Annotated in this window: 28 protein-coding genes; 1 reads left to right on the plus strand and 27 read right to left on the minus strand. The window is 66.8% G+C overall.

From position 1 onward, the window contains the following. The 24 genes from rplN to ACFVWR_RS08810 form a co-directional block, all read right to left on the minus strand. Entirely contained in the window at nt 1–369 is a 369-nt protein-coding gene (rplN, locus tag ACFVWR_RS08695) for a 50S ribosomal protein L14 (RefSeq protein ID WP_387210101.1), read from the minus strand. Then, entirely contained in the window at nt 366–674 is a 309-nt protein-coding gene (gene rpsQ / locus ACFVWR_RS08700) for a 30S ribosomal protein S17 (protein ID WP_387210103.1), read from the minus strand. The genes rplN and rpsQ overlap by 4 nt, the downstream gene beginning before the upstream one ends. Next, nucleotides 674–1,018: a 50S ribosomal protein L29 gene (rpmC, locus tag ACFVWR_RS08705; protein WP_387210105.1), complete on the minus strand. Its 345-nt coding sequence runs from the start codon at nt 1,016–1,018 to the stop codon at nt 674–676. Before rpmC ends, rpsQ begins: the two co-directional genes overlap by 1 nt. Next, entirely contained in the window at nt 1,018–1,437 is a 420-nt protein-coding gene (gene rplP, locus ACFVWR_RS08710; RefSeq protein WP_223691817.1) for a 50S ribosomal protein L16, read from the minus strand. Before rplP ends, rpmC begins: the two co-directional genes overlap by 1 nt. A gap of 2 nt (nt 1,438–1,439) precedes the next feature. Further along, a complete protein-coding gene (rpsC, locus tag ACFVWR_RS08715) occupies nt 1,440–2,207 on the minus strand; it encodes a 30S ribosomal protein S3 (RefSeq protein WP_387210108.1) in 768 nt (255 codons plus the stop codon). Further along, nucleotides 2,207–2,614: a 50S ribosomal protein L22 gene (gene rplV, locus ACFVWR_RS08720; RefSeq protein WP_387210110.1), complete on the minus strand. Its 408-nt coding sequence runs from the start codon at nt 2,612–2,614 to the stop codon at nt 2,207–2,209. The genes rpsC and rplV overlap by 1 nt, the downstream gene beginning before the upstream one ends. Nucleotides 2,615–2,638: 24 nt before the next feature. Further along, entirely contained in the window at nt 2,639–2,920 is a 282-nt protein-coding gene (gene rpsS / locus ACFVWR_RS08725) for a 30S ribosomal protein S19 (RefSeq protein WP_166877044.1), read from the minus strand. Nucleotides 2,921–2,929: 9 nt separating this feature from the next. After that, nucleotides 2,930–3,769 carry a 50S ribosomal protein L2 gene (rplB, locus tag ACFVWR_RS08730; RefSeq protein WP_387210113.1) on the minus strand — a complete coding sequence of 280 codons (840 nt, stop codon included), beginning with the start codon at nt 3,767–3,769 and terminating at the stop codon, nt 2,930–2,932. Between the two features lie 26 nt (nt 3,770–3,795). After that, on the minus strand, nt 3,796–4,095 hold the full coding sequence (gene rplW, locus ACFVWR_RS08735; RefSeq protein WP_387210115.1) for a 50S ribosomal protein L23: 300 nt from the start codon (nt 4,093–4,095) through the stop codon (nt 3,796–3,798). Further along, a complete protein-coding gene (gene rplD / locus ACFVWR_RS08740) occupies nt 4,095–4,745 on the minus strand; it encodes a 50S ribosomal protein L4 (protein WP_387210117.1) in 651 nt (216 codons plus the stop codon). The genes rplW and rplD overlap by 1 nt, the downstream gene beginning before the upstream one ends. Nucleotides 4,746–4,749: 4 nt before the next feature. Next, the gene (gene rplC, locus ACFVWR_RS08745) at nt 4,750–5,409 is read right to left on the minus strand and encodes a 50S ribosomal protein L3 (protein WP_387210119.1); all 660 of its coding nucleotides are present in this window, start codon (nt 5,407–5,409) and stop codon (nt 4,750–4,752) included. Between the two features lie 8 nt (nt 5,410–5,417). Then, complete coding sequence (gene rpsJ, locus ACFVWR_RS08750) at nt 5,418–5,726, minus strand: 30S ribosomal protein S10 (protein ID WP_005050520.1); 309 nt, start codon at nt 5,724–5,726, stop codon at nt 5,418–5,420. 596 nt (nt 5,727–6,322) lie between these two features. Then, on the minus strand, nt 6,323–8,968 hold the full coding sequence (locus tag ACFVWR_RS08755) for a hypothetical protein (RefSeq protein WP_387210121.1): 2,646 nt from the start codon (nt 8,966–8,968) through the stop codon (nt 6,323–6,325). Between the two features lie 198 nt (nt 8,969–9,166). Beyond that, the gene (gene tuf / locus ACFVWR_RS08760; protein WP_387210123.1) at nt 9,167–10,360 is read right to left on the minus strand and encodes an elongation factor Tu; all 1,194 of its coding nucleotides are present in this window, start codon (nt 10,358–10,360) and stop codon (nt 9,167–9,169) included. A 157-nt stretch (nt 10,361–10,517) separates the two neighbouring features. Continuing rightward, nucleotides 10,518–12,632, minus strand: a complete 2,115-nt coding sequence (gene fusA / locus ACFVWR_RS08765) for an elongation factor G (RefSeq protein WP_387210125.1) — start codon at nt 12,630–12,632, stop codon at nt 10,518–10,520. Nucleotides 12,633–12,733: 101 nt separating this feature from the next. Further along, entirely contained in the window at nt 12,734–13,204 is a 471-nt protein-coding gene (rpsG, locus tag ACFVWR_RS08770; RefSeq protein WP_387210127.1) for a 30S ribosomal protein S7, read from the minus strand. Continuing rightward, nucleotides 13,204–13,578, minus strand: coding sequence for a 30S ribosomal protein S12 (gene rpsL, locus ACFVWR_RS08775; RefSeq protein ID WP_055811472.1), 375 nt, complete (start codon nt 13,576–13,578; stop codon nt 13,204–13,206). The genes rpsG and rpsL overlap by 1 nt, the downstream gene beginning before the upstream one ends. A 307-nt stretch (nt 13,579–13,885) precedes the next feature. Further along, nucleotides 13,886–14,902 carry a hypothetical protein gene (locus ACFVWR_RS08780; RefSeq protein WP_387210130.1) on the minus strand — a complete coding sequence of 339 codons (1,017 nt, stop codon included), beginning with the start codon at nt 14,900–14,902 and terminating at the stop codon, nt 13,886–13,888. Nucleotides 14,903–15,039: 137 nt separating this feature from the next. Next, nucleotides 15,040–15,336: a WXG100 family type VII secretion target gene (locus ACFVWR_RS08785; RefSeq protein ID WP_387210132.1), complete on the minus strand. Its 297-nt coding sequence runs from the start codon at nt 15,334–15,336 to the stop codon at nt 15,040–15,042. Between the two features lie 122 nt (nt 15,337–15,458). Then, nucleotides 15,459–16,250 (minus strand): hypothetical protein, encoded by a 792-nt coding sequence (locus ACFVWR_RS08790; protein ID WP_387210134.1) that lies wholly within the window; start codon nt 16,248–16,250, stop codon nt 15,459–15,461. Continuing rightward, on the minus strand, nt 16,247–16,888 hold the full coding sequence (locus ACFVWR_RS08795; RefSeq protein ID WP_387210136.1) for a hypothetical protein: 642 nt from the start codon (nt 16,886–16,888) through the stop codon (nt 16,247–16,249). Before ACFVWR_RS08795 ends, ACFVWR_RS08790 begins: the two co-directional genes overlap by 4 nt. Next, entirely contained in the window at nt 16,885–17,508 is a 624-nt protein-coding gene (locus ACFVWR_RS08800; protein WP_387210138.1) for a hypothetical protein, read from the minus strand. The genes ACFVWR_RS08795 and ACFVWR_RS08800 overlap by 4 nt, the downstream gene beginning before the upstream one ends. Nucleotides 17,509–17,513: 5 nt before the next feature. Beyond that, entirely contained in the window at nt 17,514–18,797 is a 1,284-nt protein-coding gene (locus ACFVWR_RS08805) for a putative T7SS-secreted protein (protein ID WP_387210140.1), read from the minus strand. Nucleotides 18,798–18,812: 15 nt separating this feature from the next. Continuing rightward, nucleotides 18,813–19,145 carry a hypothetical protein gene (locus tag ACFVWR_RS08810; protein WP_387210142.1) on the minus strand — a complete coding sequence of 111 codons (333 nt, stop codon included), beginning with the start codon at nt 19,143–19,145 and terminating at the stop codon, nt 18,813–18,815. Nucleotides 19,146–19,256: 111 nt separating this feature from the next. Between ACFVWR_RS08810 and ACFVWR_RS08815 the strand changes: the two genes are divergently transcribed. Further along, complete coding sequence (locus ACFVWR_RS08815; RefSeq protein WP_387210144.1) at nt 19,257–23,750, plus strand: FtsK/SpoIIIE domain-containing protein; 4,494 nt, start codon at nt 19,257–19,259, stop codon at nt 23,748–23,750. Between the two features lie 106 nt (nt 23,751–23,856). Here ACFVWR_RS08815 and ACFVWR_RS08820 read toward each other — a convergent pair whose 3' ends face one another. From ACFVWR_RS08820 to ACFVWR_RS08830, 3 genes are all read right to left on the minus strand, one after another. After that, a complete protein-coding gene (locus ACFVWR_RS08820; RefSeq protein ID WP_387210146.1) occupies nt 23,857–24,351 on the minus strand; it encodes a DUF6121 family protein in 495 nt (164 codons plus the stop codon). A gap of 15 nt (nt 24,352–24,366) precedes the next feature. Beyond that, a complete protein-coding gene (locus ACFVWR_RS08825) occupies nt 24,367–25,470 on the minus strand; it encodes a hypothetical protein (RefSeq protein WP_387210148.1) in 1,104 nt (367 codons plus the stop codon). A 130-nt stretch (nt 25,471–25,600) separates the two neighbouring features. Next, the gene (locus tag ACFVWR_RS08830; protein ID WP_387210150.1) at nt 25,601–25,831 is read right to left on the minus strand and encodes a hypothetical protein; all 231 of its coding nucleotides are present in this window, start codon (nt 25,829–25,831) and stop codon (nt 25,601–25,603) included. Nucleotides 25,832–25,897: the final 66 nt, after the last annotated feature.

The following is a 25,897-nucleotide window of genomic DNA, read 5'->3' on the forward strand; positions in this document are numbered from 1 at the left end:
TTAGATAACCTCCGGTGCCAGCGAGATGATCTTCATGAACTTCTTGTCGCGGAGCTCGCGACCGACCGGTCCGAAGATACGGGTGCCGCGGGGGTCACCGTCGTTCTTCAAGATCACTGCGGCGTTCTCATCGAACTTGATGTACGAGCCGTCGGCGCGACGGGTCTGCTTGACCACGCGCACGATGACAGCCTTGACGACGTCGCCCTTCTTGACGTTTCCGCCGGGGATCGCGTCTTTGACCGTGGCGACGATCGTGTCGCCGAGGCCCGCGTAACGACGGCCGGAGCCGCCGAGCACACGGATGGTGAGGAGCTCCTTGGCACCCGTGTTGTCAGCGACCTTGACTCGGGATTCCTGCTGAATCACTTGGCCTTCTCCAGAATCTCAACCAGGCGCCACCGCTTGGAGGCGCTCAGCGGACGGGTCTCGTTGATGAGAACGAGGTCGCCGATGCCGGCGGTGTTGTTCTCATCGTGCGCCTTCACCTTGGAGGTGCGGCGGATGACCTTGCCATACAGGGGGTGCTTCACGCGGTCTTCGACCTCGACGACGATGGTCTTGTCCATCTTGTCGCTGGTCACGTAGCCGCGTCGGGTCTTGCGGTACCCACGGACGAGGGCCTCGTCGGCCACCGTCTCCTCGGCCTTCTTGGCCTTGGTGGTCTCAGCCATTACTTGGCCTCCTCAGTCTCGGTGGCGTCGTCGGCGGCCACCTCGGGGGCGGTCTCCTTCTTGGCCTTGGTCTTCGCGGTCTTCTTCTCGGCCTTCGGAGCGGCGACCTCGGCAGGAGCCGGCGTGGGCCGGATGCCGAGCTCACGCTCGCGGATGACCGTGTAGATACGAGCGATGTCGCGCTTCACGGCGCGCAGGCGGCCGTGGCTTTCGAGCTGACCGGTGGCCGACTGGAAGCGCAGGTTGAACAGCTCTTCCTTGGCCTTCTTCAGCTCGTCGACGAGTCGCTCGTCTTCGAAAGTGTCGAGCTCAGCGGATGCGAGCTCCTTGGATCCGATCGCCATTACGCGTCGCCCTCCTCGCGCTTGATGATGCGTGCCTTGAGGGGCAGCTTGTGGATTGCACGGGTCATGGCCTCACGAGCGAGCTGCTCGTCGACACCCGAGACCTCGAAGAGGACCCGGCCCGGCTTGACGTTCGCGACCCACCACTCGGGCGAACCCTTACCGGAACCCATGCGGGTTTCGGCCGGCTTCTTCGTGAGCGGACGGTCGGGGTAGATGTTGATCCACACCTTTCCACCACGCTTGATGTGACGCGTCATCGCGATACGAGCGGACTCGATCTGACGGTTGGTCACGTATGCGGGGGTCAGTGCCTGGATACCGAACTCACCGAAGCTGACTTTCGTGCCACCAGTGGCCTGGCCGGAACGGCCGGGGTGGTGCTGCTTGCGGTGCTTGACTCTGCGTGGGATCAACATGGTTATGCCTCAACTCCTGCCGCCGCCGGCGCGGTCTCGGCCGGGGCGTTGGTGCGGCCGCCGCGACGCGGACGGTCGTTGCGCTCGGGGCGGGTCGACTTGGTGTTCGCCTGCTCGCGAGCGAGTTCCTTGTTCGTGATGTCGCCTTTGTAGATCCACACCTTGACACCGATGCGACCGAACGTGGTCTTGGCCTCGTAGAAGCCGTAGTCGATGTTGGCGCGAAGCGTGTGCAGCGGCACACGGCCTTCGCGGTAGAACTCCGAGCGGCTCATCTCGGCGCCGCCGAGACGACCGGACACCTGGATGCGGACACCCTTGGCGCCGGCGCGCTGGGCACCCTGCAGGCCCTTGCGCATCGCGCGGCGGAAGGCCACACGTGCGGAGAGCTGCTCGGCGATGCCCTGGGCGACGAGCTGAGCGTCGGCCTCGGGGTTCTTGACCTCGAGGATGTTCAGCTGGATCTGCTTCTTCGTGAGCTTCTCGAGGTCGGAGCGGATTCGCTCGGCCTCGGCGCCACGACGACCGATCACGATGCCCGGACGGGCGGTGTGGATGTCGACGCGGACGCGGTCACGGGTGCGCTCGATCTCGATGCGGGACACGCCCGCACGGTCGAGCGACGTCTGCAGCAGACGACGGATCTTGACGTCCTCGGCGACGAAGTCGCTGTAACGCTGGCCCGGCTTGGTGCTGTCGGAGAACCAGCGCGACACGTGGTCGGTGGTGATTCCCAGACGGAAGCCGTATGGATTGACTTTCTGACCCATTACTTGCTCGCCTTCTTCGCGGTGCTCGCCTTGGCTGGCTTGGCGTCCTGAACCTCGTCCGGCGTCGCGAGGACGACCGTGATGTGGCTGGTGCGCTTGTTGATGCGGAAGGCACGGCCCTGAGCGCGCGGCTGGAAACGCTTGAGGGTGGTGCCCTCATCGACGTATGCGCTGCTGACGTACAGGTCCTGCTCATCCAGGTAGGTGTTCGAGGCGTCTGCCTTGACCCGCGCGTTGGCGATGGCCGAGGCGACGAGCTTGTACACCGGCTCGCTCGCACCCTGGGGGGCGAACTTCAAGATGGCCAAGGCCTCCTGTGCCTGCTTGCCGCGGATCAGGTTGACGACGCGACGAGCTTTCTGGGGGGTTACGCGGATGTGTCGCACGCGGGCGATCGACTCCACCATTTCTCTCCTCCTTACGTCACCGCGTTAGCGGCGACGACCCTTCTTGTCGTCCTTCACGTGTCCACGGAAGGTGCGGGTGGGCGCGAACTCGCCGAGCTTGTGCCCGACCATGGTCTCGGTGACGAACACCGGGATGTGCTTGCGACCGTCGTGCACCGCGATGGTGTGACCCAGCATGGCCGGGATGATCATCGAGCGGCGCGACCAGGTCTTGATCACGTTCTTGCTGTTGGCCTCGTTCGCCGTGACGACCTTGCGAAGCAGGTGGTCGTCGACGAAGGGGCCCTTTTTGAGACTGCGTGGCATCTTCTACTCCTACTTACGCTTCTTGCCGGCGGTACGGCGACGAACGATGAGCTTGTCGCTTTCCTTGTTGGGGTGGCGGGTGCGGCCTTCTTTCTGGCCCCACGGGCTGACCGGGTGGCGTCCACCGGAGGTCTTGCCCTCACCACCACCGTGCGGGTGGTCGATCGGGTTCATCGCGACACCGCGGACGGTCGGGCGAACGCCCTTCCAGCGCATACGGCCGGCCTTGCCCCAGTTGATGTTCGACTGCTCGGCGTTGCCGACCTCGCCGATGGTGGCGCGGCAGCGGGCGTCGACGTTGCGGATCTCGCCCGACGGCAGACGGAGCTGCGCGTAGGGGCCGTCCTTGGCGACGAGGCGAACCGAGGCTCCGGCGGAGCGGGCCATCTTGGCGCCGCCGCCCGGCTTCAGCTCGATCGCGTGGATCACGGTACCGGTCGGGATGTTGCGAAGGGGCAGGTTGTTGCCCGGCTTGATGTCCGCGCCTGCACCCGACTCGACGACGTCGCCCTGAGCCAGCTTGTTCGGGGCCAGGATGTAGCGCTTGGTGCCGTCCACGTAGTGGAGCAGCGCGATACGTGCGGTGCGGTTGGGGTCGTACTCGATGTGAGCGACCTTCGCGTTCACGCCGTCCTTGTCATTGCGACGGAAGTCGATGACACGGTACTGGCGCTTGTGGCCACCACCGATGTGACGGGTCGTGATGCGACCCTGGTTGTTGCGGCCACCGGTCTTCGACAGCGGACGGAGCAGCGACTTCTCAGGCGTCGAGCGAGTGATCTCGGCGAAGTCTGCAACGCTCGAACCGCGACGACCGGGGGTCGTGGGCTTGTATTTACGAATAGCCATTGTCTGTTTTCCTCTAGATCCCGGCCTTAGCCAACTGCCGTGAAGATGTCGATGGAACCGGACTTCAGCGTGACGATCGCACGCTTCGTGTCCTTACGCTTGCCCTGACCGAACTTGGTGCGGCGAGTCTTGCCCTGACGGTTCAGGGTGTTGATCGACGCGACCTGCACCTTGAAGATGCTCTCGATGGCGAGCTTGATCTCGGTCTTGTTCGAGCGCGGGTCGACGAGGAAGGTGTACTTGCCTTCGTCGATCAGGCCGTAGCTCTTCTCGGAGACGACCGGGGCGATGATGACGTCGCGCGGATCCTTGTTGACGGTGGCCATTACGCGTTCACCTCTTCCTTCTTGCTCTTGGACGCGATGAAGGCCTCGAGTGCGCTCTTGGTGAAGACGATGTCGTCACTCACGAGCACGTCGTACGCGTTCAGCTGGTCGTAGTGCAGCACGTGCACGGTGGGGATGTTGCGGACGCTCTTGGCGCTGACCTCGTCATCGCGCTCGAGCACGATCAGAACGTGCTTCGAGGTGGCGACGGTGCCGAGGTACTCGACGACTGCCTTGGTCGAGGGGGTCTCGCCCAGGGCGAGCGACTCGACGGCGTGCAGGCGGCTTCCGCGGGTGCGGTCGCTGAGCGCTCCGAGGAGGGCTGCCGCGATCATCTTCTTGGGGGTGCGCTGCGCGTAGCTGCGGGGCACCGGTCCGTGGACGATGCCACCACCGGTCATCTGAGGTGCGCGGATCGAGCCCTGACGAGCGCGACCGGTTCCCTTCTGCTTGAACGGCTTGCGGCCGGCACCGGAGACCTCACCACGACGCTTGGTCTTGTGAGTGCCCTGACGTGCGGCTGCGAGCTGTGCCACGACCACCTGGTGGATGAGCGGGATGTTGGTCTGGACGTCGAACAGGTCGGCGGGAAGCTCGACCGAGCCCGCCTTCTTGCCCTTGACGTCGAGGACGTCAATAGAGGTAGCCATGCGACTAGGCCCCCTTCACTGCGTTGCGGACGAAAACGATGCGGCCACGGGCGCCGGGAACGGCACCCTTGACCAGCAGCAGGCCCTTCTCGGCGTCGACGGCCTGAACCTTGAGGTTCAGGACGGTCACACGCTCGCCACCCATGCGACCAGCCATGCGCATGCCCTTGAAGACACGGCTCGGGGTCGAGGAGGCGCCGATGGAACCCGGCTTGCGGTGGTTGCGGTGCGAACCGTGTGAAGCGGAGACACCCTTGAAGTTGTGGCGCTTCATGACACCGGCGAACCCCTTACCCTTCGACGTTCCGACGACGTCGACCAGCTGGCCGGCCTCGAAGGTCGCGTCGACGGTCAGCTCCTGGCCGGCGCTGTAGTCAGCGGCATCGGCGGTGCGGACCTCGGTGAGGTGACGGCGCGGCGTGACGCCGGCCTTGTCGAAGTGACCGGCGGACGGCTTCGTGACCTTGCGGGGGTCGATCTGGCCGTAAGCGATCTGCACGGCGTTGTAGCCGTCGACCTCGGGGGTGCGAACCTGGGTGACCACGTTCGGGGTGATCTCGATCACGGTGACGGGGATGAGCTTGTTGTTCTCGTCCCACACCTGGGTCATGCCGAGCTTCTTGCCGAGCAGGCCCTTGGAAGTCTTGGTCTCGATAGCAGACATGTTCCCCCCTAGAGCTTGATCTCGATGTTGACGTCGGCGGGGAGGTCGAGACGCATGAGCGAGTCGACGGCCTTCGGCGTCGGGTCGATGATGTCGATGAGCCGCTTGTGCGTGCGCATCTCGAAGTGCTCGCGGCTGTCCTTGTACTTGTGGGGCGAACGGATGACGCACACCACGTTCTTCTCGGTCGGAAGCGGCACGGGGCCGACGACGGTCGCGCCCGCACGGGTCACGGTGTCGACGATCTTGCGCGCCGAGGTGTCGATGACCTCGTGGTCGTACGACTTAAGCCGAATGCGGATCTTCTGTCCCGCCATGTCTGACTCACTCTCTTGTTATGGCGTCTTACGAGCCGAGGCTCGCATTGGACGCGGGCGGCGGACGTTCAAGAACGCCGCCAGGTTGCAACCACTTTTCTTCTGTCAACTCACCGACCGGCCGTAGACATAGGTGACCCATGTCTTCGAAGGTGGTCGATTAAGCTCTGTTCTGCTACCCGCGGCCTAACCATCTGCCGCTGATCGGATGAACGACCTCGCGGTGGGCTATGCACTGCCTGGCAGTGATCCGGTTCGGGCACACGCTTGAACGCACGTTCCGGAATGTTGAACTAGACAAGTTTGCCAGAGTATCCGCATTGCTGCAACCCGGGCGTGTCGCGTTGGGCGTGTCGGACGCAGGAGAGGGGCCGGGCTACTGCCCGGCCCCTCTCGAGTGGCGCCTCGCGCCGTCACTCTCTAGCTGTTGCCAATGGTTCCGCTCAGGCGGTTCCCGAACTCTCCGTCCGAGGCCCGTCCAGCGGCTTGGCCTGGTTTGCGAGGTTTGAGGTATCCATACGCACTCCCTTCGTCGGAGGTCCGTTCGGAATGAACGGTCCATCCATTCTGCGCCGGTCGCGCCGTGTGGTAAACCCCTAACCCGCGTGCGGGCGGCGGCGGCGCATCCAGAGCATGAACGCTGCGCCGAGGGCGATCAGGATCGCTCCGCCGACGAACGGCATGGTCACATCACTGCCCGTCGCGGCCAGGCCCGTCGAGCCTCCGGCCACCGTGGTGGTGGTCACGGGCGGGTCGCAGTGCGTCGACGACGGCGGGTAGGTGACGGCCGACGCAGTGGTCGGGTTGATCCTCACCTCGACCACCGCTCCGTTGCGCATGTCGTAGAACGGTGCGGCAGGATCGAGCACCCAGGTGCCGTCATCCAGCTGACGCCATCCCGGCCAGGCGTTGCCCTTGCCCGAGGCGTCGACCCCGGCTCCCGGCCAGAGCTGGGTTCCGGTGATCGCTTCGCCGTTCGTCCACCCTGCAGGAAGCGGGATGTAGTTGACCTGCTGGGCTCCGTCGGCGATCAGCCCCGCCTGGTCACCGGCCTCGATGGCCGGGTTGCGGGCTGCGTAGCCGTCGGCGGTCCACCAGATCAGCGCGATCGTCGGTGCGGCCGTCAGGTTGTACGGCGTCAGCGAGTACGAGACGACGGGGGCGTCGTTCACGCACAGGGCCTGTGCCGCGACTGCGATCGACTTGACCTTCGTCGTGTCGGTGGAGCAGTTGTCCGCCGGGTTCGAGTCGGGCTCCGTGCTCTTCACGCACGCCTGGTTGTCGATGTTCGGGTACGGCGAGTCGCTGTTCGCCCGAACGAGGTCGCCGACCGTCGCCTTGAACGTGAGCACTGCCGTCGCATCCGGTGCCAGCGAGCCCGCGTAGGTGAGGCTCAGCGTGCCGCCGGTGAGCACGGCGGTCCAGCCGGGAGGAGCGACGAGTGAGCCGTCGACGTAGGTCAGGCCGGCCGGGATCGGGTCGCTGACCGTGATACCGGTCGCCGCGTCCGTTCCCTTGTTCGACACCGTGAGCTGGTAGTCGATGACGTCGCCCTTACCGGAGTCGACGACACCGCCCTCGCCACCGTCGGCCGCAGAGTGCGTCTTCAGGATGCTCAGGTCGACCGACGGCACGTGGTGCGTGGTCTCGCAGCTCGGCGAGCCGGGCTGCGGCGGTCCGTACGGCGGCGCCGGCGGGCAGTACCCGCCCGGACCGGGCGTCACCACGTTGTCGATGACGACACCGGCGGCGTCCTCGTCCACCGTCACGGTGAACGACACGGTCTTCGTCTCGCCCGGTGCGAGATCGGGCACCTGCCAGGTCAACGCGGTGCCCGACAGGCTGAGGGATGCGGGGAGCGAGCCGCTCAGCTTCGCGTGGTCGAGAACGCCGACCAGGGAGTCCGTCGCGGTCGCGCCCGTGATCGACCCGTCGGAGTCGTTGTCGGCGCTCAGGGTGTAGACGATCGGCTGGCCGGCCTGCACGGTCGAACCGCTGACCGGGTCGGACGTCTTGGTGAGCAGCCAGTGCGGCGTCGGGTGGTCGGTGGTGCAGCTGCCGTCGCAGACGCCCCCGGGCGGAACGGTCAGCACGTTCTTGATGTGCACGCCGTACGCGCCGTCATTCACCTTGACCGTGTATGTGAGGCTCAGCGAGTCGTCGAAACCGGTGATCGTCCAAACCAGGTTCTTTCCCACGATCTCGGCCGTGCCCTGCGTGGGCGTGAGGTCGCCGACCAGCGTCGCGTTGTTCAGAACCCCCGACATGTCGTCGGTGATCACGAGCGAGCTCGGCAGCTTGCCTCCGGTGTACTGCACGTCGAGCGTGTACGAGATCTCCTGCCCGGGCTCGACGGTCGTTCCGGAGACCGGGTCGCTCGACTTGGAGACGGACCATGTGGCGGGCTGCTCGCGATTGACCACGACGCAGCGCACGTTCTGATGTCCTGGAACGTTCACGACGAAACCGAGCGCACCGGCGTTGACGACGGTGCCGTCGGCGTAGGTGCAGACGGCGTTCACGCCCGACTGCTGCGCGAGGGTGTAGCCGTCCTGCTGGGTCTCCGTGACCGTCACCGGCACCGAGGACACTCCGGCCGGCACTGTGAGCGTGTAGGTCACCGAGCCCGTCGAGTCGTCCGTGGTGAGCGACTGAGGGCTGTAGAGGAGGCCCGTGCTCGAGGCCGTGAACTCCCAGCCGCCGGGCGTGCTGTCGATGAGCTTGCCGTTCGCGTCTTCGAGGTGCTTCACCACGGTGAGCGTTCCCGTGGAGGAACCGCTCGACGGCGGCGGGCTCGACGGCGCGGACGACGGGACCGCGCGCGCTGCCGTCGGCGGGTTCGACGACGATCCGGATGCCTGTTCCGACGTCGCGGGCGCGTCGTCAGACGGCGCCGGAGCGGCGGCGGCGGGCTCGGGATCGGGCGCCGCGGCCTCTTCGGCCGCGGGTGCGGGATCGGCAGGCGCCGGATCGGCCGCCGGGGCCGGATCGGCCGGAGCCGGGTCGGCCGGAGCCGGATCCGCCGCGGGGGCGGGGTCGGTGGGCGCCGCTGTCGTCGATGGGTCGGCGGCAGGAGCATCCTCGGCGTTGGCCGGGGCTGCGAAACCTGTGAGTGCGAGAGCGAGCACGATGGCGGGCGCGGCGATGCGCGCAGTCCAGCTCTGGGAGAGGGCGAACGGTGAGCGTCGGTGTTCTCTGTTCGTCTTCGTGGTGTCGGGTGTGTGGTGCAGGTGACGTCGCATTGTCGAGACCCCCTTGGTGGTGCGAGTCGCGCCTCACTCGGGTAATGAGGTTTACTCAGCTTAGGGGAAGGGCGATGCGCTTGTCAGGGGTTAGTGAGAAATTCTCATTCTAGACGTGCCCCAATTTGAGGGGCAGCCGCGCAACGAAGAAAAGGGCCGGGCCCGAAGGCCCGACCCTTTCTCAGAAGTCTCGGAAGACTACTTGATGATCTTCGTGACGGTACCAGCGCCCACGGTGCGGCCACCCTCACGGATGGCGAAGCCGAGGCCCTCTTCCATGGCGATCGGCTGGATCAGCTCGACCGTCATGTCGGTGGTGTCGCCGGGCATGACCATCTCGGTGCCCTCGGGCAGCGTGATGACGCCGGTGACGTCGGTGGTACGGAAGTAGAACTGCGGACGGTAGTTCGCGTAGAACGGGTTGTGACGTCCACCCTCGTCCTTCGAGAGGATGTAGGCGGTGCCCTCGAAGTTGGTGTGCGGCGTGACCGAACCCGGCTTCACGACGACCTGACCGCGCTCGACGTCCTCGCGCTTGGTTCCACGGAGGAGCAGACCACAGTTCTCGCCGGCCCATGCCTCGTCGAGCTGCTTGTGGAACATCTCGATACCGGTGACCGTGGTCTTCTGCGTCGGGCGGATGCCGACGATCTCGACCTCGGAGTTGATGGCGAGGGTTCCACGCTCGGCGCGGCCGGTGACGACGGTTCCACGACCGGTGATCGTGAAGACGTCCTCGATCGGCATCAGGAACGGCTTGTCCTTGTCGCGCACGGGGTCGGGGATGGAGTTGTCGACGGCATCCATGAGCTCGACGATCGACTCGACCCACTTCTCGTCGCCCTCGAGAGCCTTGAGGCCCGAGACGCGAACGACGGGGGCGTTGTCGCCATCGAAGTTCTGGCTGGAGAGAAGCTCGCGAACCTCGAGCTCGACGAGCTCCAGGATCTCCTCGTCGTCGACCATGTCGGACTTGTTCAGCGCGACGAGCAGGTAGGGGACGCCGACCTGCTTGGCGAGCAGAACGTGCTCGCGGGTCTGGGCCATCGGGCCGTCGGTGGCGGCGACCACGAGGATCGCGCCGTCCATCTGAGCGGCACCGGTGATCATGTTCTTGATGTAGTCGGCGTGCCCAGGGGCGTCAACGTGCGCGTAGTGGCGCTTCGGGGTCTCGTACTCGACGTGCGAGATGTTGATCGTGATACCACGCTGACGCTCTTCCGGAGCCGAGTCGATCGACGCGAAGTCGCGCTGAACGTTGGTCGCCGACGGGTACTTGTCAGCAAGCACCTTGGAGATCGCTGCGGTGAGCGTCGTCTTGCCGTGGTCAACGTGACCGATGGTTCCGATGTTGACGTGCGGCTTAGTCCGCTCGAACTTGGCCTTAGCCACTGGGTCCTCCTCAGGACTCTCGTGTAGAAACCCCGGTCGATGGTTTTCGACCGGCAACTCTACGGGATTGTTTACCTATGTTACTTGGTTGATCCGGGGTTCCGGAACGCCGGCCGAGCCGACGTTCCGGACCCCCACATCTGTCAGGGCTTTACTGCTACTCGCCCTTGTTCTTCTGGACGATCTCGTCGGCGACAGCCTTCGGGACCTCCGCGTAGCTGTCGAAGGTCATCGAGTAGACCGCACGGCCCGAGGTCTTCGACCGCAGGTCGCCGATGTATCCGAACATCTCCGACAGCGGGACGTTGGCGCGGATCACCTTGACACCGCTCGCGTCCTCCATCGACTGGATCTGGCCTCGACGGGAGTTGAGGTCACCGATCACATCGCCCATGTACTCTTCCGGCGTGCGAACCTCGACCGCCATGAGCGGCTCGAGGAGCACAGGGTTCGCCTTGCGCGCGGCCTCTTTGTAGGCCATCGAACCGGCGATCTTGAACGCCATCTCCGAGGAGTCGACGTCGTGCGAGGCGCCGTCGACGAGGGTCGCCTTGACGCCCACCGTCGGGAAGCCCGCCAGAACGCCGACCTGCATGGCGTCCTGGATTCCGTGGTCCACCGACGGGATGTACTCGCGCGGAACGCGACCACCGGTGACGCCGTTGACGAACTCGTAGCTCGTCTCGGGAGTCACGTCCATCGGCTCGATCGTGATCTGGATCTTTGCGAACTGACCCGAACCACCGGTCTGCTTCTTGTGCGTGTAGTCGTACTTCTCGACGGCGCGGCGGATCGTCTCGCGGTAGGCCACCTGGGGCTTGCCGACGTTCGCCTCGACGTTGAACTCGCGCTTCATGCGGTCGACCAGGATGTCGAGGTGGAGCTCGCCCATTCCCTTGATGACCGTCTGACCGGTCTCCTGGTTCTGCTCGGTGCGGAACGTCGGGTCTTCCTCGGCGAGCTTCTGGATCGCGGTGCCCAGCTTCTCCTGGTCGGCCTTGGTCTTCGGCTCGATCGCGACCTCGATCACGGGCTCCGGGAACGTCATCGACTCGAGGACGACCTGGTTGTCCGGGTCGCACAGGGTGTCACCGGTGGTGGTGTCCTTGAGGCCGATCACGGCGTAGATGTTGCCCGCGGTGACGAAGTCGACCGGGTTCTCCTTGTTGGCGTGCATCTGGAAGATCTTCCCGATGCGCTCCTTCTTGCCCTTCGTCGAGTTGACGACGCCGGCACCGCTGTTGACGTGACCGGAGTACACGCGAACGTAGGTGAGGCGACCGAAGAACGGGTGAACCGCGACCTTGAACGCGAGGGCCGAGAACGGTTCGCTGGCGTCGGCGTGACGGAGGATGACCTTCTCCTCGTCGCGCGGGTCGTGCGCCTCGATGGCGGGCACGTCGAGCGGCGACGGCAGGTAGTCGATCACGGCGTCGAGCATCGGCTGCACACCGCGGTTCTTGAACGCGGAGCCGCAGAGCACGGGGTAGATCTCGCTGTTGACCGTGAGCTTGCGGATCGCGGCCTTGATCTCGGGGATCGTGATCTCTTCGCCACCGAAGAACTTCTCGAGCAGCGCGTCGTCGGTCTCGGCGACGGTCTCGAGGAGCGCCTGACGGTACTCCTCGGCCTTCTCGACGAGGTCGGCGGGGATCTCCTCGATCGCGTACTTGGCGCCCATCTGGACGTCACCCTTCGCGTCGCCGCGCCAGGTGAGTGCACGCATCTCGACGAGGTCGACGACACCCTCGAAGTTCGACTCGGAGCCGATCGGCAGCTGGAGAACCAGCGGCTTGGCGCCGAGGCGCTTCACGATGGTCTCGACGGTGAAGTAGAAGTCGGCGCCGAGCTTGTCCATCTTGTTGACGAAGCAGATGCGCGGCACGTTGTACTTGTCGGCCTGACGCCACACGGTCTCGGACTGGGGCTCGACGCCCTCCTTGCCGTCGAACACGGCGACGGCACCGTCGAGGACGCGGAGCGAACGCTCCACCTCGACGGTGAAGTCCACGTGACCGGGGGTGTCGATGATGTTGATCTGGTTCTTGTTCCAGAAGCAGGTCACGGCGGCAGACGTGATCGTGATGCCGCGCTCCTTCTCCTGCTCCATCCAGTCGGTGGTCGAGGCGCCGTCGTGGGTCTCACCGATCTTGTGGTTGACGCCCGTGTAGAACAGGATGCGCTCGGTCGTAGTGGTCTTGCCGGCATCGATGTGGGCCATGATGCCGATGTTGCGGACCTTTTTCAGGTCGGTGAGCACGTCCTGTGCCACAGGGTTCCTCCGAAAAGTAGAAATGAGGGGGTGCCTTCCGGGTGGTGCACCTCGAGAGGTACAACACCCGGAAAGGCGAAAGTGTTACCAGCGTGCGCTGATTACCAGCGGTAGTGCGCGAAGGCCTTGTTCGACTCGGCCATCTTGTGCGTGTCTTCACGACGCTTGACGGCGGCGCCGAGACCGTTGGACGCATCCAGGATCTCGTTGGTGAGACGCTCGGTCATGGTCTTCTCGCGACGACCCTTGGCGTAGCTGGTGAGCCAGCGCAGCGCGAGGGTGTTGGCGCGGTGAGGCTTGACCTCGACCGGGACCTGGTAGGTCGAGCCACCGACGCGGCGGCTGCGGACCTCGAGGGTCGGGCGCACGTTGTCGAGCGCCTTCTTGAGCGTGACGACGGCATCCTGACCGTTCTTGGCCGCGACGCCTTCGAGCGCGTCGTAGACGATGCGCTCGGCGAGGCCCTTCTTGCCGTCGAGCAGGATCTTGTTGACGAGCTGGCTGACGATGGGAGCGCCGTATACCGGGTCTGCGACGACGGGGCGCTTGGGTGCTGGTCCCTTGCGAGGCATTACTTCTTCTCCATCTTCGCGCCGTAGCGGCTGCGAGCCTGCTTGCGGTTCTTCACGGCCTGGGTGTCCAGGGCGCCGCGAACGATCTTGTAACGGACACCGGGGAGGTCTTTGACACGACCGCCGCGCACGAGCACCATCGAGTGCTCCTGCAGGTTGTGGCCCTCACCGGGGATGTAGGCGGTGACCTCGGTACCGTTGGACAGCTTCACGCGAGCCACCTTGCGCAGAGCCGAGTTCGGCTTCTTGGGGGTGGTGGTGTAAACGCGGGTGCAAACGCCGCGCTGCTGGGGGTTGGACTTCAAGGCGGGCGCCTTGGTCTTGGTGACCTTGGGGCTGCGGCCCTTCCGAACCAACTGCTGAATGGTTGGCACTACTTCTCCTTTTATGGACTGCACGGTGACAGTTGTTGCTTCTTCCCCGAGCCTCACCCCGCCCTCGCGGACATGGTGTGGGTTTCGGGGGAACCGATCGGCGTCATCTCTGAAGAGTTCGCCATCGATATGCCGTGGGGGCGCGATTCTTCCGTGCAGAAAGATTCGGCCCATCGGATGAGTACGTGCCTGCCGCTCGTGGCATCCATTTCTGGGCACCGAACGAGCGCGCGACAGAGCGCACACCCGATAAATCTTAGCTCAGGGTGGGGCCTCGGTCAAATGGATGCGGGTCCTTGCGGCGCGCCTACTTGATGGACGGAGTGAACTGCGCAGTGCCGTCTTCGAACGACCCGACGCCGGTGAATCGGAACGGGATGGGGTCCACCGTCGCGGTGCCCGTCGCGCCGTCGGACGGCCGGCTGATGTCGGCGGATGCCGTCACCGATCCGTCGGTGATGCTCGCGACGGTCCACCCGCCGTCGAAGTAGGTGTAGTCCACCGAGAAGCTCGGCCGCGACTCCATCGACCAGGTGACGTTCGTGTACGTGATGCCCGGGTCGCCGATGCCTTCGAACGGGCAGCCGGGCGGCGAGAGCTCCGTGGAGGCGGCACAGCCGTCGATCCACGCGTCGACCGCGGAGTGGATTGCGTCCTCGCCCTTCGAGGTGAGGTGCGCCGAGATCGTGGGCGCCTTCGTCGTGGCGTCCCCGAATCCGATCGCGGTGAGCGTGAACGGGTCGACCGCGTAGAGGTCCTGTTGCTCCGCGCCCGCGCGAACCTCGTACATGCCCGGAAGCGCGCGAAGCGAGACGTGCGTCGGGTCGTCGACCTTCGCGCCGGCGATCGTGAAGTCGAGCGACGGTGGCGTCTCCAGATCCGCGGACACCGTGGTCAGGTCGAGCGGCTTCAGCTTCCACTCGTCGAACACGAGGTAGGCCTTGCCCGCCCGCGTGAGATCGAACGACTGCTTGTAGGTGCGATCGCCCTGCCGGATCTCGGCCGAGACCTTCGCCGTGTCGCCCGTCACGACGGCGGGCCCGATCGAGAAGCTGCGGATGCGGTTGGTCGCCTTCGCGTACGACTCGTCGGTGAGGAGCACATCCGACGGCGACACCTTCGCTCCCGCGAGCGCGAGCGCCGCCTTGGCCTTGCCGTCGACGAGCGCGTGCAGGAACCGGCCGACGGCGGCGCGCGGTGCGTCGGCGTTGAGCCGCGCCCCGACGGCCAGAGAGACGATCGCGCCGACCATCACGAGCAACACCACCGCCGCGATCAGCCACCAGTACCAGCGCACGCGGAAAGTTCTCGTCGTATCGGTCATGCCTTCCCCCTCTTGCAGATGACACGAGCGTAGCGCGAAGAGCGACCCCGGAATCGTCTCCCCCGCCCGCCGTCCGAACGACGAAGCGCGGACATCCATTCGGATGTCCGCGCTTCGCGAAACGACGTCGGTGTCGACTAGCCGCCGATGCCCTTGGCGAGCTCGCTGTCGACGTTCTGGAGGGCGTCGGCAGCCTTGGTCAGGAACTGCGACATCCCGTCGAGGCCGTTGACCGCATCCGTCGTGCCCTTGGTGAACTGCTCGTACGAGGTGTGGAAGGCACCCGAGGCCTGGTCGGTGACGAAGCCGCCGTTGACCAGTCCGTTCACCAGGTTCTGCAGCTCGTGCAGCTTGGCGGTGATGTCGTCTTTGCCCGAGGTCAGGCGGTTGGCGGCATCGGTCATCTCGCCGTACGTGACGTTCATGTTTGCCATGACGTTCAAATCCTTTCGTTGTCCGCAAGGCCCGCCCCCTCGGGCTGACCAACTACGAACAACCTATCGACGGTGGCGGGTGGGAGGGAATGGGGAGGACTCCCCATCGGTCTCCCCCGCGCTCAGGAGACCGACTCGAGGCTGTACAGCGCCTTGCCGGAACGCCAGGCGTTCAGGATGCCGACGATCGCCAGCACGCCGCATCCGGCCGCGAGTCCGATCAGCCAGGCGGCCGCGACCGGGTCGTCGTCGCGCACGGTGAGGGGAAGCATCCCCAGCAGCGCCGTGCAGAGGAAGGCGAAGATGAGTTCGAGGCGGAACTGGTAGGAGACCATACGCCAGAAGATCTGGGAGCGGGACGCGCGCTTCACCCGTGCGCCGAACGCGGAGGCGAGGCGCTCGTAGGTGGCGCGCTTCAGCAGCGAGCCGAGGATGGCGCCGACCATGCCGGCGGCGAAGAACCCGTATGCGGTGAGCAGCATCCAGAACTCGTCGCCCCGCACGGCGGAGGTCGCGACGGGCAACGGGATGAGCACGAACCAGGCGGCGAGCGCGACCAGCAGCCATAGGAGCCTCGCCCAGAGTGCGAGCGGGCGCAGCAGCACCACGTTGGAGCCGCCCTGGAGGAAGGTGCGGTTGCGGCTGCGCCACTGCCCGCGGCGGGTGTACTCGGCGAGGAACAGCGGGGCCGCAGCGACCATGAGCACGAGGAACGGAGCGGCGACGAGGTTCGAGCCCCAGTCTTCGCCGCCGACCAGGTCTTCGAGGTGCCCGCGATCGGCGGTGAGGAGGAGGAACCAGACCAGCAGAGCGAGCGCGACCGCGACAAGCGCCAGGCCGATCGCGTAGAGCGTCGCGGCGCGGAACCGGGTGGGCGTCGAAGTCTCAGCGCTCGCCCGGGGCGAACCGCTCACTGAGCGGAACCCGAGGCCACAGGGAACCAGCGCACCGAGTCCACGATCGCGTCGAACAGCTCCGTGTAGAGCGCGGGATCGCCGGGCGACGGCACGTCAACCGTGATGTGCAGCAGCTTTTCGCCGCCGGGGACGGGGAGCCAGTACTCGAGCTTCACGTCTTGCGTCGACTCGGCGCCGACCTTGAGCGAGGCAGTGAGCGACGTGCGGGCCGTCGGTCCGCAATCGAGCGGCAGCTGCTCGGCGTTCGGGAAGGCCGCCGCCAAGCGCGCGGTCACCGCCTCGTCGGCGGCATCCTCACCGTCCGTCGCCTCCGCCGCCGGTGCTGCCGTCGCCCCTGCGGGCCAGTCCCGGTAGTCCATGATCATGGCTGCGGGGAACGGCACACCCGGCAGGATCTCCAGCGAGAGCCCGACGCGGAACGCGCCGGCCGTCTTCGCCGCCGACGCCATTCCTCGCAGCTGTTCGCGCGCATCCCGTCGCACCCGGGCGAGCCTGTCGTTCATGCCCACCTGCCGCTTGACCAGGTTGTTGATCTCGCGCTTGGCCTTCTCGTCGTCGGCGAGAGGAACGGAGACCCACGAGCCGGGCAGCACCATCGTCATGTCCGCCTCGCGGAACGAGAGCTGACGGGTCATGCTTCGAGCTCGATCGCGAGCGAGGCGACGATGGCCTCGGTCTCGGCCGGCATGTCGCCGAACGTGGCCAGATCGGCGGTCGTGAACGTGAAGTGCACCATCTCGTGCGACCCGGGAGGGAACACCCCGAAGACCGTGCGCGCCTCGATCCAGCCGTCTTCGACGCCGGGCGCGAGGTACTCGACGACCTGGTGCACTCCAGCGATGGTGCCGGCCGGCGCCGGGCGCTGCCACGTGTCGAAGAGGATGGTGTGGCCTTCGGCGTCTTCGCTCGACGCGACGGCCCTGGCCTCGCGCTCGAACCACGCGGGATCGTGCTCGGGCTCGACCTCCACCACCTGGAACGTCATCAGCGCGCCGAGGCTGAGGAACTGCTCCCGGCGGATGTAGACCGCGGCTGTGAGATACGGGTTCAGCTGCGCGAGCAGGCGGATGCGCAGGTCGAACAGCTCGTCGCGCAGCGCGCCCTCGTGGTCGATCGCTCCCGACTCCGACTCGGATTCCGCCCGGGCGACCACCTCCGTCGCCCACACCTCCGAATCGATGTCCTCGTCGAGCCGCACGGGGTAGAACCCGTCAGGCACGGACACGGTCAGGTCGGCAATTCCGATCGCAGCCATGACGATCAGCCTATGCCAAGCACGTTCGGCAACCGGCCGTGGGCGAGATCTTTCGCGATGGTGTCCGGCTTCAGCGAGACCGGCTTGTCGGAGTGGTCGAACGGGTTGTTCGTCATCGTCTCGATCTTGCTGGCGACCCCCCGGTAGTTCCACACGCCGAGCGCGACCTTGGCGCCGGTCGGGATCTGGTCGGCGATCTCGCCGGCGAACGCCGGGTTGTCGAAGCCGCTGAGTCCCAGCGGGTTCTGGCGGAACTTGAGGAACGCTGCACCGAGGTTCTTCTCGGAGATCTTGAGCGGGTTCCTGCCGAAGACCTCCTTCATCACGTTGGGGAGCGCCTTGGGCGAGTTGATCATCTTCTGCACGTCGGCCAGCTCCTTGGCCTTGTTGCCCCTGGTGATGCCGGTGAGCGCAGTGAACTGTTTGCGCGGCATCTTCATCGCCACCGTCAGGCCCTTCGCCTTGACCAGCTTGCCGATGTACTTGCCGATGTTGCCGCCGAACACGGCGAGCACGACGCCGACGGCGGCGAACGCGACGTCGACCCAGCTTCCGCCGTTCATCGCTTTGATGACGCTCTCGACAAGCGCGATCACGGCGCCGATGACGGCCAGCACGATGAGGATCTGCCCCAGGATGGGCACCCACGACAGGAAGATCGAGAGCACGCCCGCCCACTCGCAGATGGTCTTGATGACGTCGCCCCAGTTGTCCCAGAAGCTGTCTTTCAGGCCGTGGTTGTTCTTGCCCTCGACGACCTCCTTGATGTCGTCGATAGCGCTCTTCGCGGCGTCGTTCTTGTCGTCGAGGGCCCGGTGCCAAGCGGCGTGGGCTTCGTTGAGCGCCTTGTTGGCATCAGTGACCGCATCCTCGGCCTTGCCGGATGCCGTGGTGTTGGTCGCCTTGTCCTCCGGCTTACTGTCTTCCAGAGCCTGCTTGGCGGTGGACGCCTTGTGCGTCGCCGTCTCGACGTCGGACTGGCGGGAGTTGATGAGCGTGATCGCGGCATCGGCGTCGTCTTGCGCGGTGCGGAGCTTCGACGAGTACGACTTCAGCGCCGTCGCCGTCACCGAATAGCGATCGCGTGCCTTGTTGATGTCTTGGGCGACATCGCTGGCCGTGGACTTGAGTGCGTCGATCGCCTCGCTCTTCATGCCGCCGATCTCGCCGACATGGTTCAGCGTGTCTACTGAGCGCGTGATCGCGTTCGCGATCTGCGCGTAATGCTCCGCCTTCGACTGCACAAGGGACGGGTTTCCCTTGAGCGGGTTGTATTCGCTGTCGCCCATCGTCTTCTCCCCCTCTTACTTGGCCGTGGCCGTCGGGTGGTTCTTCGCGGTGTCAGCCGCGCCATCCTCGAGGGCCTTGGCCAGTTCGTCGTCGACCTTCGTGAAGCCGTCTGTCACAGCCTCGATGTACGAGCGCAGCGTCTTCACGTTCTCAGTCATCTTCTTGCGCTTGTCGTTCCACTTGTGGGCGAAGTCGCGCACGTGGTCGCCGAGATCGTCGTGACCCGTCGCGTCGGCGACGTCGTCACTGAAGTCGTCCGCATCCTCGAACTCCTTGATCACGGCGTCGAGATCATCCCTCAACTGACCGAGCAGTTGCAGGTCGAGCACCAAATCGTGGCCGGCCATGGCGGCTCCTCTCTTCTTCACGCTGGGTCAAATCTATAAAGAGGTCGCGATTCAGGCGATGGGGAGGGGTCCCCATCCGGCAGAAATGCTTTCACTGGGTAGGGTTTTCCCGTGCGCCTCAAACTGACCCTGTCCCGTTCGGCGGGCGCCGGCGATGACATCGTCGTCACCGCCGACGCCGCCGCGAGCATCTCCGAGATCGCTTCGACCATCCGCCGGGTCGATCCGAGGTCGGGGGATGCGCCGAGCCCGGTCGACGAGAGCGCCCTCACCCTGCGCGCGACACTGCCCGGGCAGGCCGAGCCGCTGGTGCTGCCGCCGGACGCCCCGGTGGGCGAGGCATGGATCGGCAGCGGCGCCACGGTTAGCCTCGCCGACGCTGGTGTCTACTACGCTCCGAACGATCTGGCAGACGCGCCCGTCGTCGCCACGGCGCTCGTGCTGAGCGGTCCGGATGCGGGACGTGAGTACCCCATCCGTCGTGGCACCACCGTTCTCGGCCGCGACGAGGGCTGCGACATCGTGCTGCACGATCCCCTCGTGTCGAAGAAGCACGTGCGATTCGAAGCGGGCGACGGCGTCGAGGTGATCGACCTCGGCTCGGCGAACGGCGTGGTCGTCGACGGCGGAATCGTCGCCCGGTTCACCGTGAAGCGCTCGGAGACCGTGCTGATCGGCGATTCCGAGCTGCGGATCACAGTCGCCGGCCTCAGCAACCTGGTCGCCGCGCCCCCGAAGGCCGGCCCGATCTTCTTCAACCGCTCGCCGCGTGTCGAACAGCGATATTCGGGTCAGACCTTCCAGGCGCCCGAGGTGCCCGGCGAGAAAGAGGACCCGCCCTTCCCCCTGCTCGCGATGATCACACCGTTGCTGCTCGGCGGCGCGATGTTCATGCTCACCAAGCAGCCCACGGCGCTGCTGTTCGTGCTGCTGTCGCCCGTGATGCTCATCGGCAACTTCTTCACGAGCCGGTCGCGCGGCAAGCGCAGGCTGAAGAAGGCGATCGCCGTGTTCGACAAGCGGCTCGAAGCGCTCACCGACAAGCTCGCGGCCGAGCGGGAGACCGAGCAGACCCTGCGCCGGGCCGAGTCGCCGACGACCGCCGCGGCCCTGTCCGACGCGGTGCAGCGCGGGCCGTTGCTGTGGACCAGGCGACCCGAGCACTGGTCATTCCTCAACGTGCAGCTCGGCATCGGGTCGATGCCATCGCGCAACCTGATCCAGGCGACCGACCGTGGCGAGATGCTCGTCGAGTTCCAGGAACGCCTCGACGCCGTGATGGCCGAATACGAACGCGTCGCAGACGTTCCCGTGCTCGACAACCTCTTCGAGTCCGGAGCGCTCGGAATCGCCGGTCGCCCGGAGTTCATCGGCGGGTCGGTGAACTCCGTGCTGGTGCAGCTCACCTCGCTGCATTCCCCTGCCGAACTGGTGGTCGCATCCCTCGTCTCCCCTCGCTGGTCACGCGAGCTCGAGTGGCTGAAGTGGATGCCGCACACCTCGTCTCCGCACAGCCCGCTCGGCGGCGGCCACCTCGCCGACAGCGCGTCGAGCGCCGCCAGCGTGCTGAGCGCACTGGAAGGCGTCGTCGAGCGCCGACTGACCGAGGCTCGCGCCAAGGCCCAGCGACGCGGTGCGATGGAGCAGGAGCGCGCAGCGCTCGAACGCGGCGCCGACGTCGGCAAGTCGGAGACCGTCGACGGCACTCCCTCGCCCATCCCGGCCATCATCGTGGTGATCTCCGACGACGTCTCCGTCGACCGCGCGCGGTTGGTGCAACTCGCCGAAGCCGCCGCCGACGCGGGGATCTTCCCGATCTGGCTCGGCGACGACACGGCCCAGCTCCCCGCCGTCTGCCGCACCTATCTGGAGCACACTGACAGCGCCGACCGTGCGACCGTCGGATTCGTACGCATCGGCGAGACGATCGACGACGTGGTCACCGAGCCCGTCGAACGCGACACCGCCCTCGACTACGCCAAGCGCATGGCGCCCGTCGTCGACGCCGGCGCCCTCGTCGCCGACTCCAGCGACCTCCCCCGCAGCATCTCGATGGTCACGCTGCTCGGACACGAGCTCGTCGAGTCCTCCAACGCCGTGATCGATCGCTGGCGGCAGAACTCGTCGATCCACGACCGCACGCCCGGCGCCCAGCCCGCGAAACGGCGCGCGGGCACGCTGCGCGCGATCATCGGCTCGGCCGGCGTCGACGCGATGCACCTCGACCTGCGCAGCCAGGGGCCGCACGCCCTCGTCGGCGGAACCACCGGCGCCGGCAAGAGCGAGTTCCTGCAGGCCTGGGTGCTCGGGATGGCAGCCGAATACAGCTCCGACCGGGTCACCTTCCTCTTCGTCGACTACAAAGGCGGCTCGGCCTTCGCCGACTGCGTCACCCTTCCGCACTGCGTCGGCCTGGTCACCGACCTGAGCCCGCACCTGGTTCGCCGCGCCCTCACCAGCCTGCGCGCCGAGCTGCACCACCGCGAGCACCTCCTCAACCGCAAGAAGGCGAAAGACCTGCTCGAACTGGAGAAGCGCGGCGACCCGGAATGCCCGCCCGCACTCGTGCTGGTGATCGACGAGTTCGCCGCGCTCGTGGGCGAGGTCCCCGAGTTCGTCGACGGTGTCGTCGACATCGCTCAGCGCGGTCGTTCGCTCGGCATCCACCTGATCATGGCCACCCAGCGGCCGGCCGGTGTGATCAAAGACAACCTCCGGGCCAACACCAACCTGCGGATCGCTCTGCGCATGGCCGACGAGTCCGACAGCCAAGACGTGGTCGGCGTGATGGATGCGGCCCACTTCGACCCCGCCATCCCCGGCCGCGGCATGGCCAAGACCGGGCCCGGGCGCCTGCAGCAGTTCCAGTCGGCCTACGCCGGCGGCTGGACCTCGCGAGAGCCCGATCGCGCGGGCGTCGAGGTGGCCGAACTGCGGTTCGGCGGCGAGAACCGCTGGGAAGAGCCCCGGCCGCTCGTCGAAGAGGAGCGCGACCTCGGACCCACCGATCAGCAGCGCCTCGTGACCTCGATCGTGCAGGCGCAGTCGCTGGCGCGCATCCCGGCACCCCGCCGCCCGTGGCTCGACGAACTCGCCGCGGTCTACGACCTCGGGCTGCTGCGCCAGCGCACCGACGCGGAACTCCTGCTCGGCGTGAGCGACGTGCCTGACCGTCAAAAGCAGGCGCCGGTGTACTTCGCCCCCGACGTCGACGGCAACATCGCGATTTACGGCACCGGTGGCGCGGGCAAGTCCGCCGTGCTGCGCACCCTGGCCTCCGCGGCCGCCATCACCCCGCGCGGCGGCCCCGTGCGCGTCTACGCGCTCGACTTCGCCGCCGGCAGCCTCCGGATGCTCGAGACGCTGCCGCACGTCGGCTCCGTGATCGCGGGCGACGACACCGAGCGCATCATCCGGCTCTTCCGCACCCTGAAAGACGAGCTCGAAGACCGAGGGCCGCGCTTCGCGGAGGCGAACGCGTCGAGCATCACCGAGTACCGCCGCCTCGCGAACCGGCCGAACGAGCCGCGCATCCTGCTGCTCATCGACGGATTCCCGAACTTTCGCGAAGACTTCGAGATCCCGGCCGGCCGATCCGCCTGGTACGACGTCTTCAAAGACATCCTGAGCGACGGGCGACAGCTCGGCATGCACGTGGCGATCACCGGCGACCGCGCCGGAGCGGTGCCCACCGCCATCCGGTCGCTCGTGCAGCGCAAGGTGGTGCTGCGGCTCGCCGACGACGGCTACGGGATGCTCGACGTGCCGAGCGACATCCTCGGCCCCTCATCGCCTCCCGGGCGCGCGATCGTCGACGGCTACGAGACCCAGATCGCCGTGCTCGGCGGCAGCTCGTCGGTGTCGGAGCAGTCGGCGGCGACGACCCGGCTGGCCGAGGCCATGGTGCGGGCCGGAGTTCCGGCGGCGCCCGCGATCGGATCGCTGCCCAAGGAGTTCCCGCTGCTCGACCTCCCCGCGACGCATGGCGGCGAGCCGGTGCTCGGCGTGAGCGACATCGACCTCGGGCCGTTCGGGTTCGAGCCCTCGGGAACGCTGCTCGTCGCCGGCCCACCCGCCAGCGGGCGCACCAGCACGCTGGCAGCGCTTGCCGCATCCGTGGCCCGCTTCGACCCGGAGACGCGCCTCTACTACCTCGGCAACGCGCGCTCGCCGCTCGCCGCCGCGGCGCACTGGACGGACAAGGCGACGACCCCGGATGCGGCGGCTGCGCTCGCCCGCGACCTCGCCGCCGCGGTCGCCGACCCCGACACGGAGGGTCGCATCGCGGTGATCGTCGAGAGCATCGGCGACTTCTTGCAGACGCCCGCCGACTCGCCGATCGTGGAACTGGTGCGGGCGATCCGGCGGAGCGACCACCTGCTGGTCGCGGAAGCCGAGTCGTCGGCCTGGGGGTCGTCGTGGCCGCTGCTCGGCGAGGTCAAGAACGGGCGCCGGGGGCTGCTGCTGCAGCCGGACTCGATGGAGGGCGACCTGCTGCTGAAGACCCCGCTCCCCCGCCTCAGCCGCTCGGAGTTCCCTCCCGGCCGCGGCATGTACATCGCCAAGGGCAAGTTCGCCCGCGTCCAGATCCCCCTCGTCGACTGACGCCCCACCCCACACCCCCTGCCCCTGCCCCTGCCCCTGCAATCGACTCCGGGCAGATTGCTCCTTCGGGCGCGCGGAAGCAGCAATCTGACCGGAGTCGATTGCTTTATTCGTCGTCGGGGCTCTCCCAGGGCCAGCGCGGGCGGCCGCGGTCGCGGAAGCGGCCGACGAGCACGAGCTGGTAGAGCAAGGTCACGACGAAGGCGGCGATGCCGGCGGTGATCGCGTAGACGCTGCCCAGCTGACCGAACGCGAAGATGAAGTAGTGGAACGGGTTCGCCGGATCGCCCGCCGCGCCGGCGATTCCACCGGCGGCGATGAACACGAGATACGCGGCGACGGCCACGGCGATCGCTGCGGGCGGCGAGATCTTCTGATTCTGGGCGGGGACGCGCGTGCCGATCGCGATCAAGAAGATCAGCACCAGCACCGTCGCCGAACCGGTCATGATGGGCCCGACGAGCGGGCCGACATCCGGATCGGCGATCACCTCGGTGTTCGTGGTCAGGGAGATGAGACCGAAAGCCCCGACCAGGATCGCGAGGTAGAGGAAAGCGGCGAAGACCGCCACGACGGCGGCGTACGTTCGATCGTCACGCATCGCGCACGCTGCGGGTCAGTACCCGCTCTGCTGCGGCGACGCGTAGGCCGCCACGGCCTGGTTCTGAGCGTCGGCCACCTGCTGGTCGTAGTCGGCCCGGGCCTCGGCGTTGCGCACCTTCAGCTTGCGGCTCCGCGCCGCCAGCCAGGCGCCCGTCCAGACGGAGACCTCGCGGGCGATGACCGCCGCGAGCACGGCGAACGGGTTCAGCCACTGTCGGCCGATGAAGATCGCCGCCTCTTCGGCCGTGAGGCTCGACGGCCCCTGGTCGAGCAGAGCGGCGCCGACGTAGGAGAAGTAGACGAGTGCGGCGACCACGAGGCCACCGAGGATGTACGCCCACCAGCGCGCTCGGTTGATCACCTGGATGAGCAGCACCATGCCGACGAAGAACACCACCACGGGCGCCCAGGCGCTGTACGAGACGAGGAACCGCAGGAACAGGTCGACGAATTCACGGCCCGGGGTCAGCATCCCGCCGACGAGGGCGACGACAGCACCCCACAGCACGGCGAAGACGATCGTGCCGACGAGGGCAATGAGGATGCCGAAACCGCGGTTGCTCTTCTTCTTCGGCGGCTCCGGGCGCTGCACGTAGATGGGGGCCACCGGCTGCGCGTAGACGGGCTGCTGCCCGGTGGTGCCTTGCTCGGGCGCCCAGGTCGCCTCGCCGGCGGAGGAAACAGGCGCCGTGTAGGCGCCGGTGCTTCCGGCGGCGTCGGCGCGTGCGGCAGCGGCACCGGCGATCGTCACCGGGGCGGCGGCCTGAGCGGGAGACGCCGTGTCGATCGTCGCGCTGCCGGCTGCGGCGGCCGGAGCCTCTGCGGCGTTCGACCGGGCGACGGCGGCGGCGATGTCGTCGTCAGTGGAGACGACGGGCTCCGGCTCGATCGCGGGAGCAGGCTCAGCGGCGGCGGTGGCCGCAGGAGCAGTGGCGGCAGGCTTCGCCTCATCGCCCTCGGGGTGATTCACGTGCCCACGAGCCGAGACCGGGCTCGACGGCGGGTTGGCGACATCGGCATCCGAGGCCGTCGTCGCCGTGTCGGTCGCCCCGGTGTCTGCGGCGTCAGCAGTGCTCTCCGGCTTGGGCGCGGCTGCGTCCGGCGTCGTATTGCTCATGATGCCACTCCTCGATCGGCCCACATGGGCTCCGTCAATGGTGCCCACTGTAGCAACGCGGCGGGCGAAGTCCAGGGAGGGCGATCGGAGGGGCGGAGGGCTGCTTTCCGGGCGTCGTAGCCGCGGTCGGTCAGCTGCGCCGGAAATCCCCGCGGCGACTGGCGAGATAGACCAGCACACCCGCGACGACGGCTGCCCCCATCGTGATCAGCCAGAACGGCAGAGTGGTCGCAGCCTGGCCGGTGGATGCACGCACGACGCCCACCACGAACGAGACCACCGCCACGACGAGGAGCACCCCCGCCGTTCCGACCATCGCGCGGCCGACGGTGTCGGTGTACTGGAGGAGCTGTCGCCACATGGGTTCCATTCTTCCTCACGTCGAGGAACGTCGACGCCTTAACGGGAACGACCCCCGGTGCAGAAG

It is taken from the genome of Leifsonia sp. NPDC058292, from assembly GCF_042880955.1.
Classification (GTDB): Bacteria; Actinomycetota; Actinomycetes; order Actinomycetales; family Microbacteriaceae; genus Leifsonia.

Bases quoted from the DNA above. Each gene is read 5' to 3' on its own strand.
- rpsC (WP_387210108.1), bottom strand. From the start codon at position 2,207: ATGGGTCAGAAAGTCAATCCATACGGCTTCCGTCTGGGAATCACCACC.
- ACFVWR_RS08805 (WP_387210140.1), bottom strand. From the start codon at position 18,797: ATGGGCGACAGCGAATACAACCCGCTCAAGGGAAACCCGTCCCTTGTG.
- rpmC (WP_387210105.1), bottom strand. From the start codon at position 1,018: ATGGCGATCGGATCCAAGGAGCTCGCATCCGCTGAGCTCGACACTTTC.
- ACFVWR_RS08825 (WP_387210148.1), bottom strand. From the start codon at position 25,470: ATGAGCAATACGACGCCGGACGCAGCCGCGCCCAAGCCGGAGAGCACT.
- ACFVWR_RS08820 (WP_387210146.1), bottom strand. From the start codon at position 24,351: ATGCGTGACGATCGAACGTACGCCGCCGTCGTGGCGGTCTTCGCCGCT.
- rplD (WP_387210117.1), bottom strand. From the start codon at position 4,745: ATGGCTACCTCTATTGACGTCCTCGACGTCAAGGGCAAGAAGGCGGGC.
- rplC (WP_387210119.1), bottom strand. From the start codon at position 5,409: ATGTCTGCTATCGAGACCAAGACTTCCAAGGGCCTGCTCGGCAAGAAG.
- rplP (WP_223691817.1), bottom strand. From the start codon at position 1,437: ATGTTGATCCCACGCAGAGTCAAGCACCGCAAGCAGCACCACCCCGGC.
- ACFVWR_RS08830 (WP_387210150.1), bottom strand. From the start codon at position 25,831: ATGTGGCGACAGCTCCTCCAGTACACCGACACCGTCGGCCGCGCGATG.
- rpsS (WP_166877044.1), bottom strand. From the start codon at position 2,920: ATGCCACGCAGTCTCAAAAAGGGCCCCTTCGTCGACGACCACCTGCTT.
- rplB (WP_387210113.1), bottom strand. From the start codon at position 3,769: ATGGCTATTCGTAAATACAAGCCCACGACCCCCGGTCGTCGCGGTTCG.
- rpsJ (WP_005050520.1), bottom strand. From the start codon at position 5,726: ATGGCGGGACAGAAGATCCGCATTCGGCTTAAGTCGTACGACCACGAG.
- rpsG (WP_387210127.1), bottom strand. From the start codon at position 13,204: ATGCCTCGCAAGGGACCAGCACCCAAGCGCCCCGTCGTCGCAGACCCG.
- ACFVWR_RS08755 (WP_387210121.1), bottom strand. From the start codon at position 8,968: ATGCGACGTCACCTGCACCACACACCCGACACCACGAAGACGAACAGA.
- rpsQ (WP_387210103.1), bottom strand. From the start codon at position 674: ATGGCTGAGACCACCAAGGCCAAGAAGGCCGAGGAGACGGTGGCCGAC.
- ACFVWR_RS08780 (WP_387210130.1), bottom strand. From the start codon at position 14,902: ATGACCGATACGACGAGAACTTTCCGCGTGCGCTGGTACTGGTGGCTG.
- ACFVWR_RS08800 (WP_387210138.1), bottom strand. From the start codon at position 17,508: ATGGCTGCGATCGGAATTGCCGACCTGACCGTGTCCGTGCCTGACGGG.
- rplV (WP_387210110.1), bottom strand. From the start codon at position 2,614: ATGGTGGAGTCGATCGCCCGCGTGCGACACATCCGCGTAACCCCCCAG.
- ACFVWR_RS08785 (WP_387210132.1), bottom strand. From the start codon at position 15,336: ATGGCAAACATGAACGTCACGTACGGCGAGATGACCGATGCCGCCAAC.
- ACFVWR_RS08810 (WP_387210142.1), bottom strand. From the start codon at position 19,145: ATGGCCGGCCACGATTTGGTGCTCGACCTGCAACTGCTCGGTCAGTTG.
- rplW (WP_387210115.1), bottom strand. From the start codon at position 4,095: ATGGCCACCGTCAACAAGGATCCGCGCGACGTCATCATCGCCCCGGTC.
- ACFVWR_RS08795 (WP_387210136.1), bottom strand. From the start codon at position 16,888: ATGACCCGTCAGCTCTCGTTCCGCGAGGCGGACATGACGATGGTGCTG.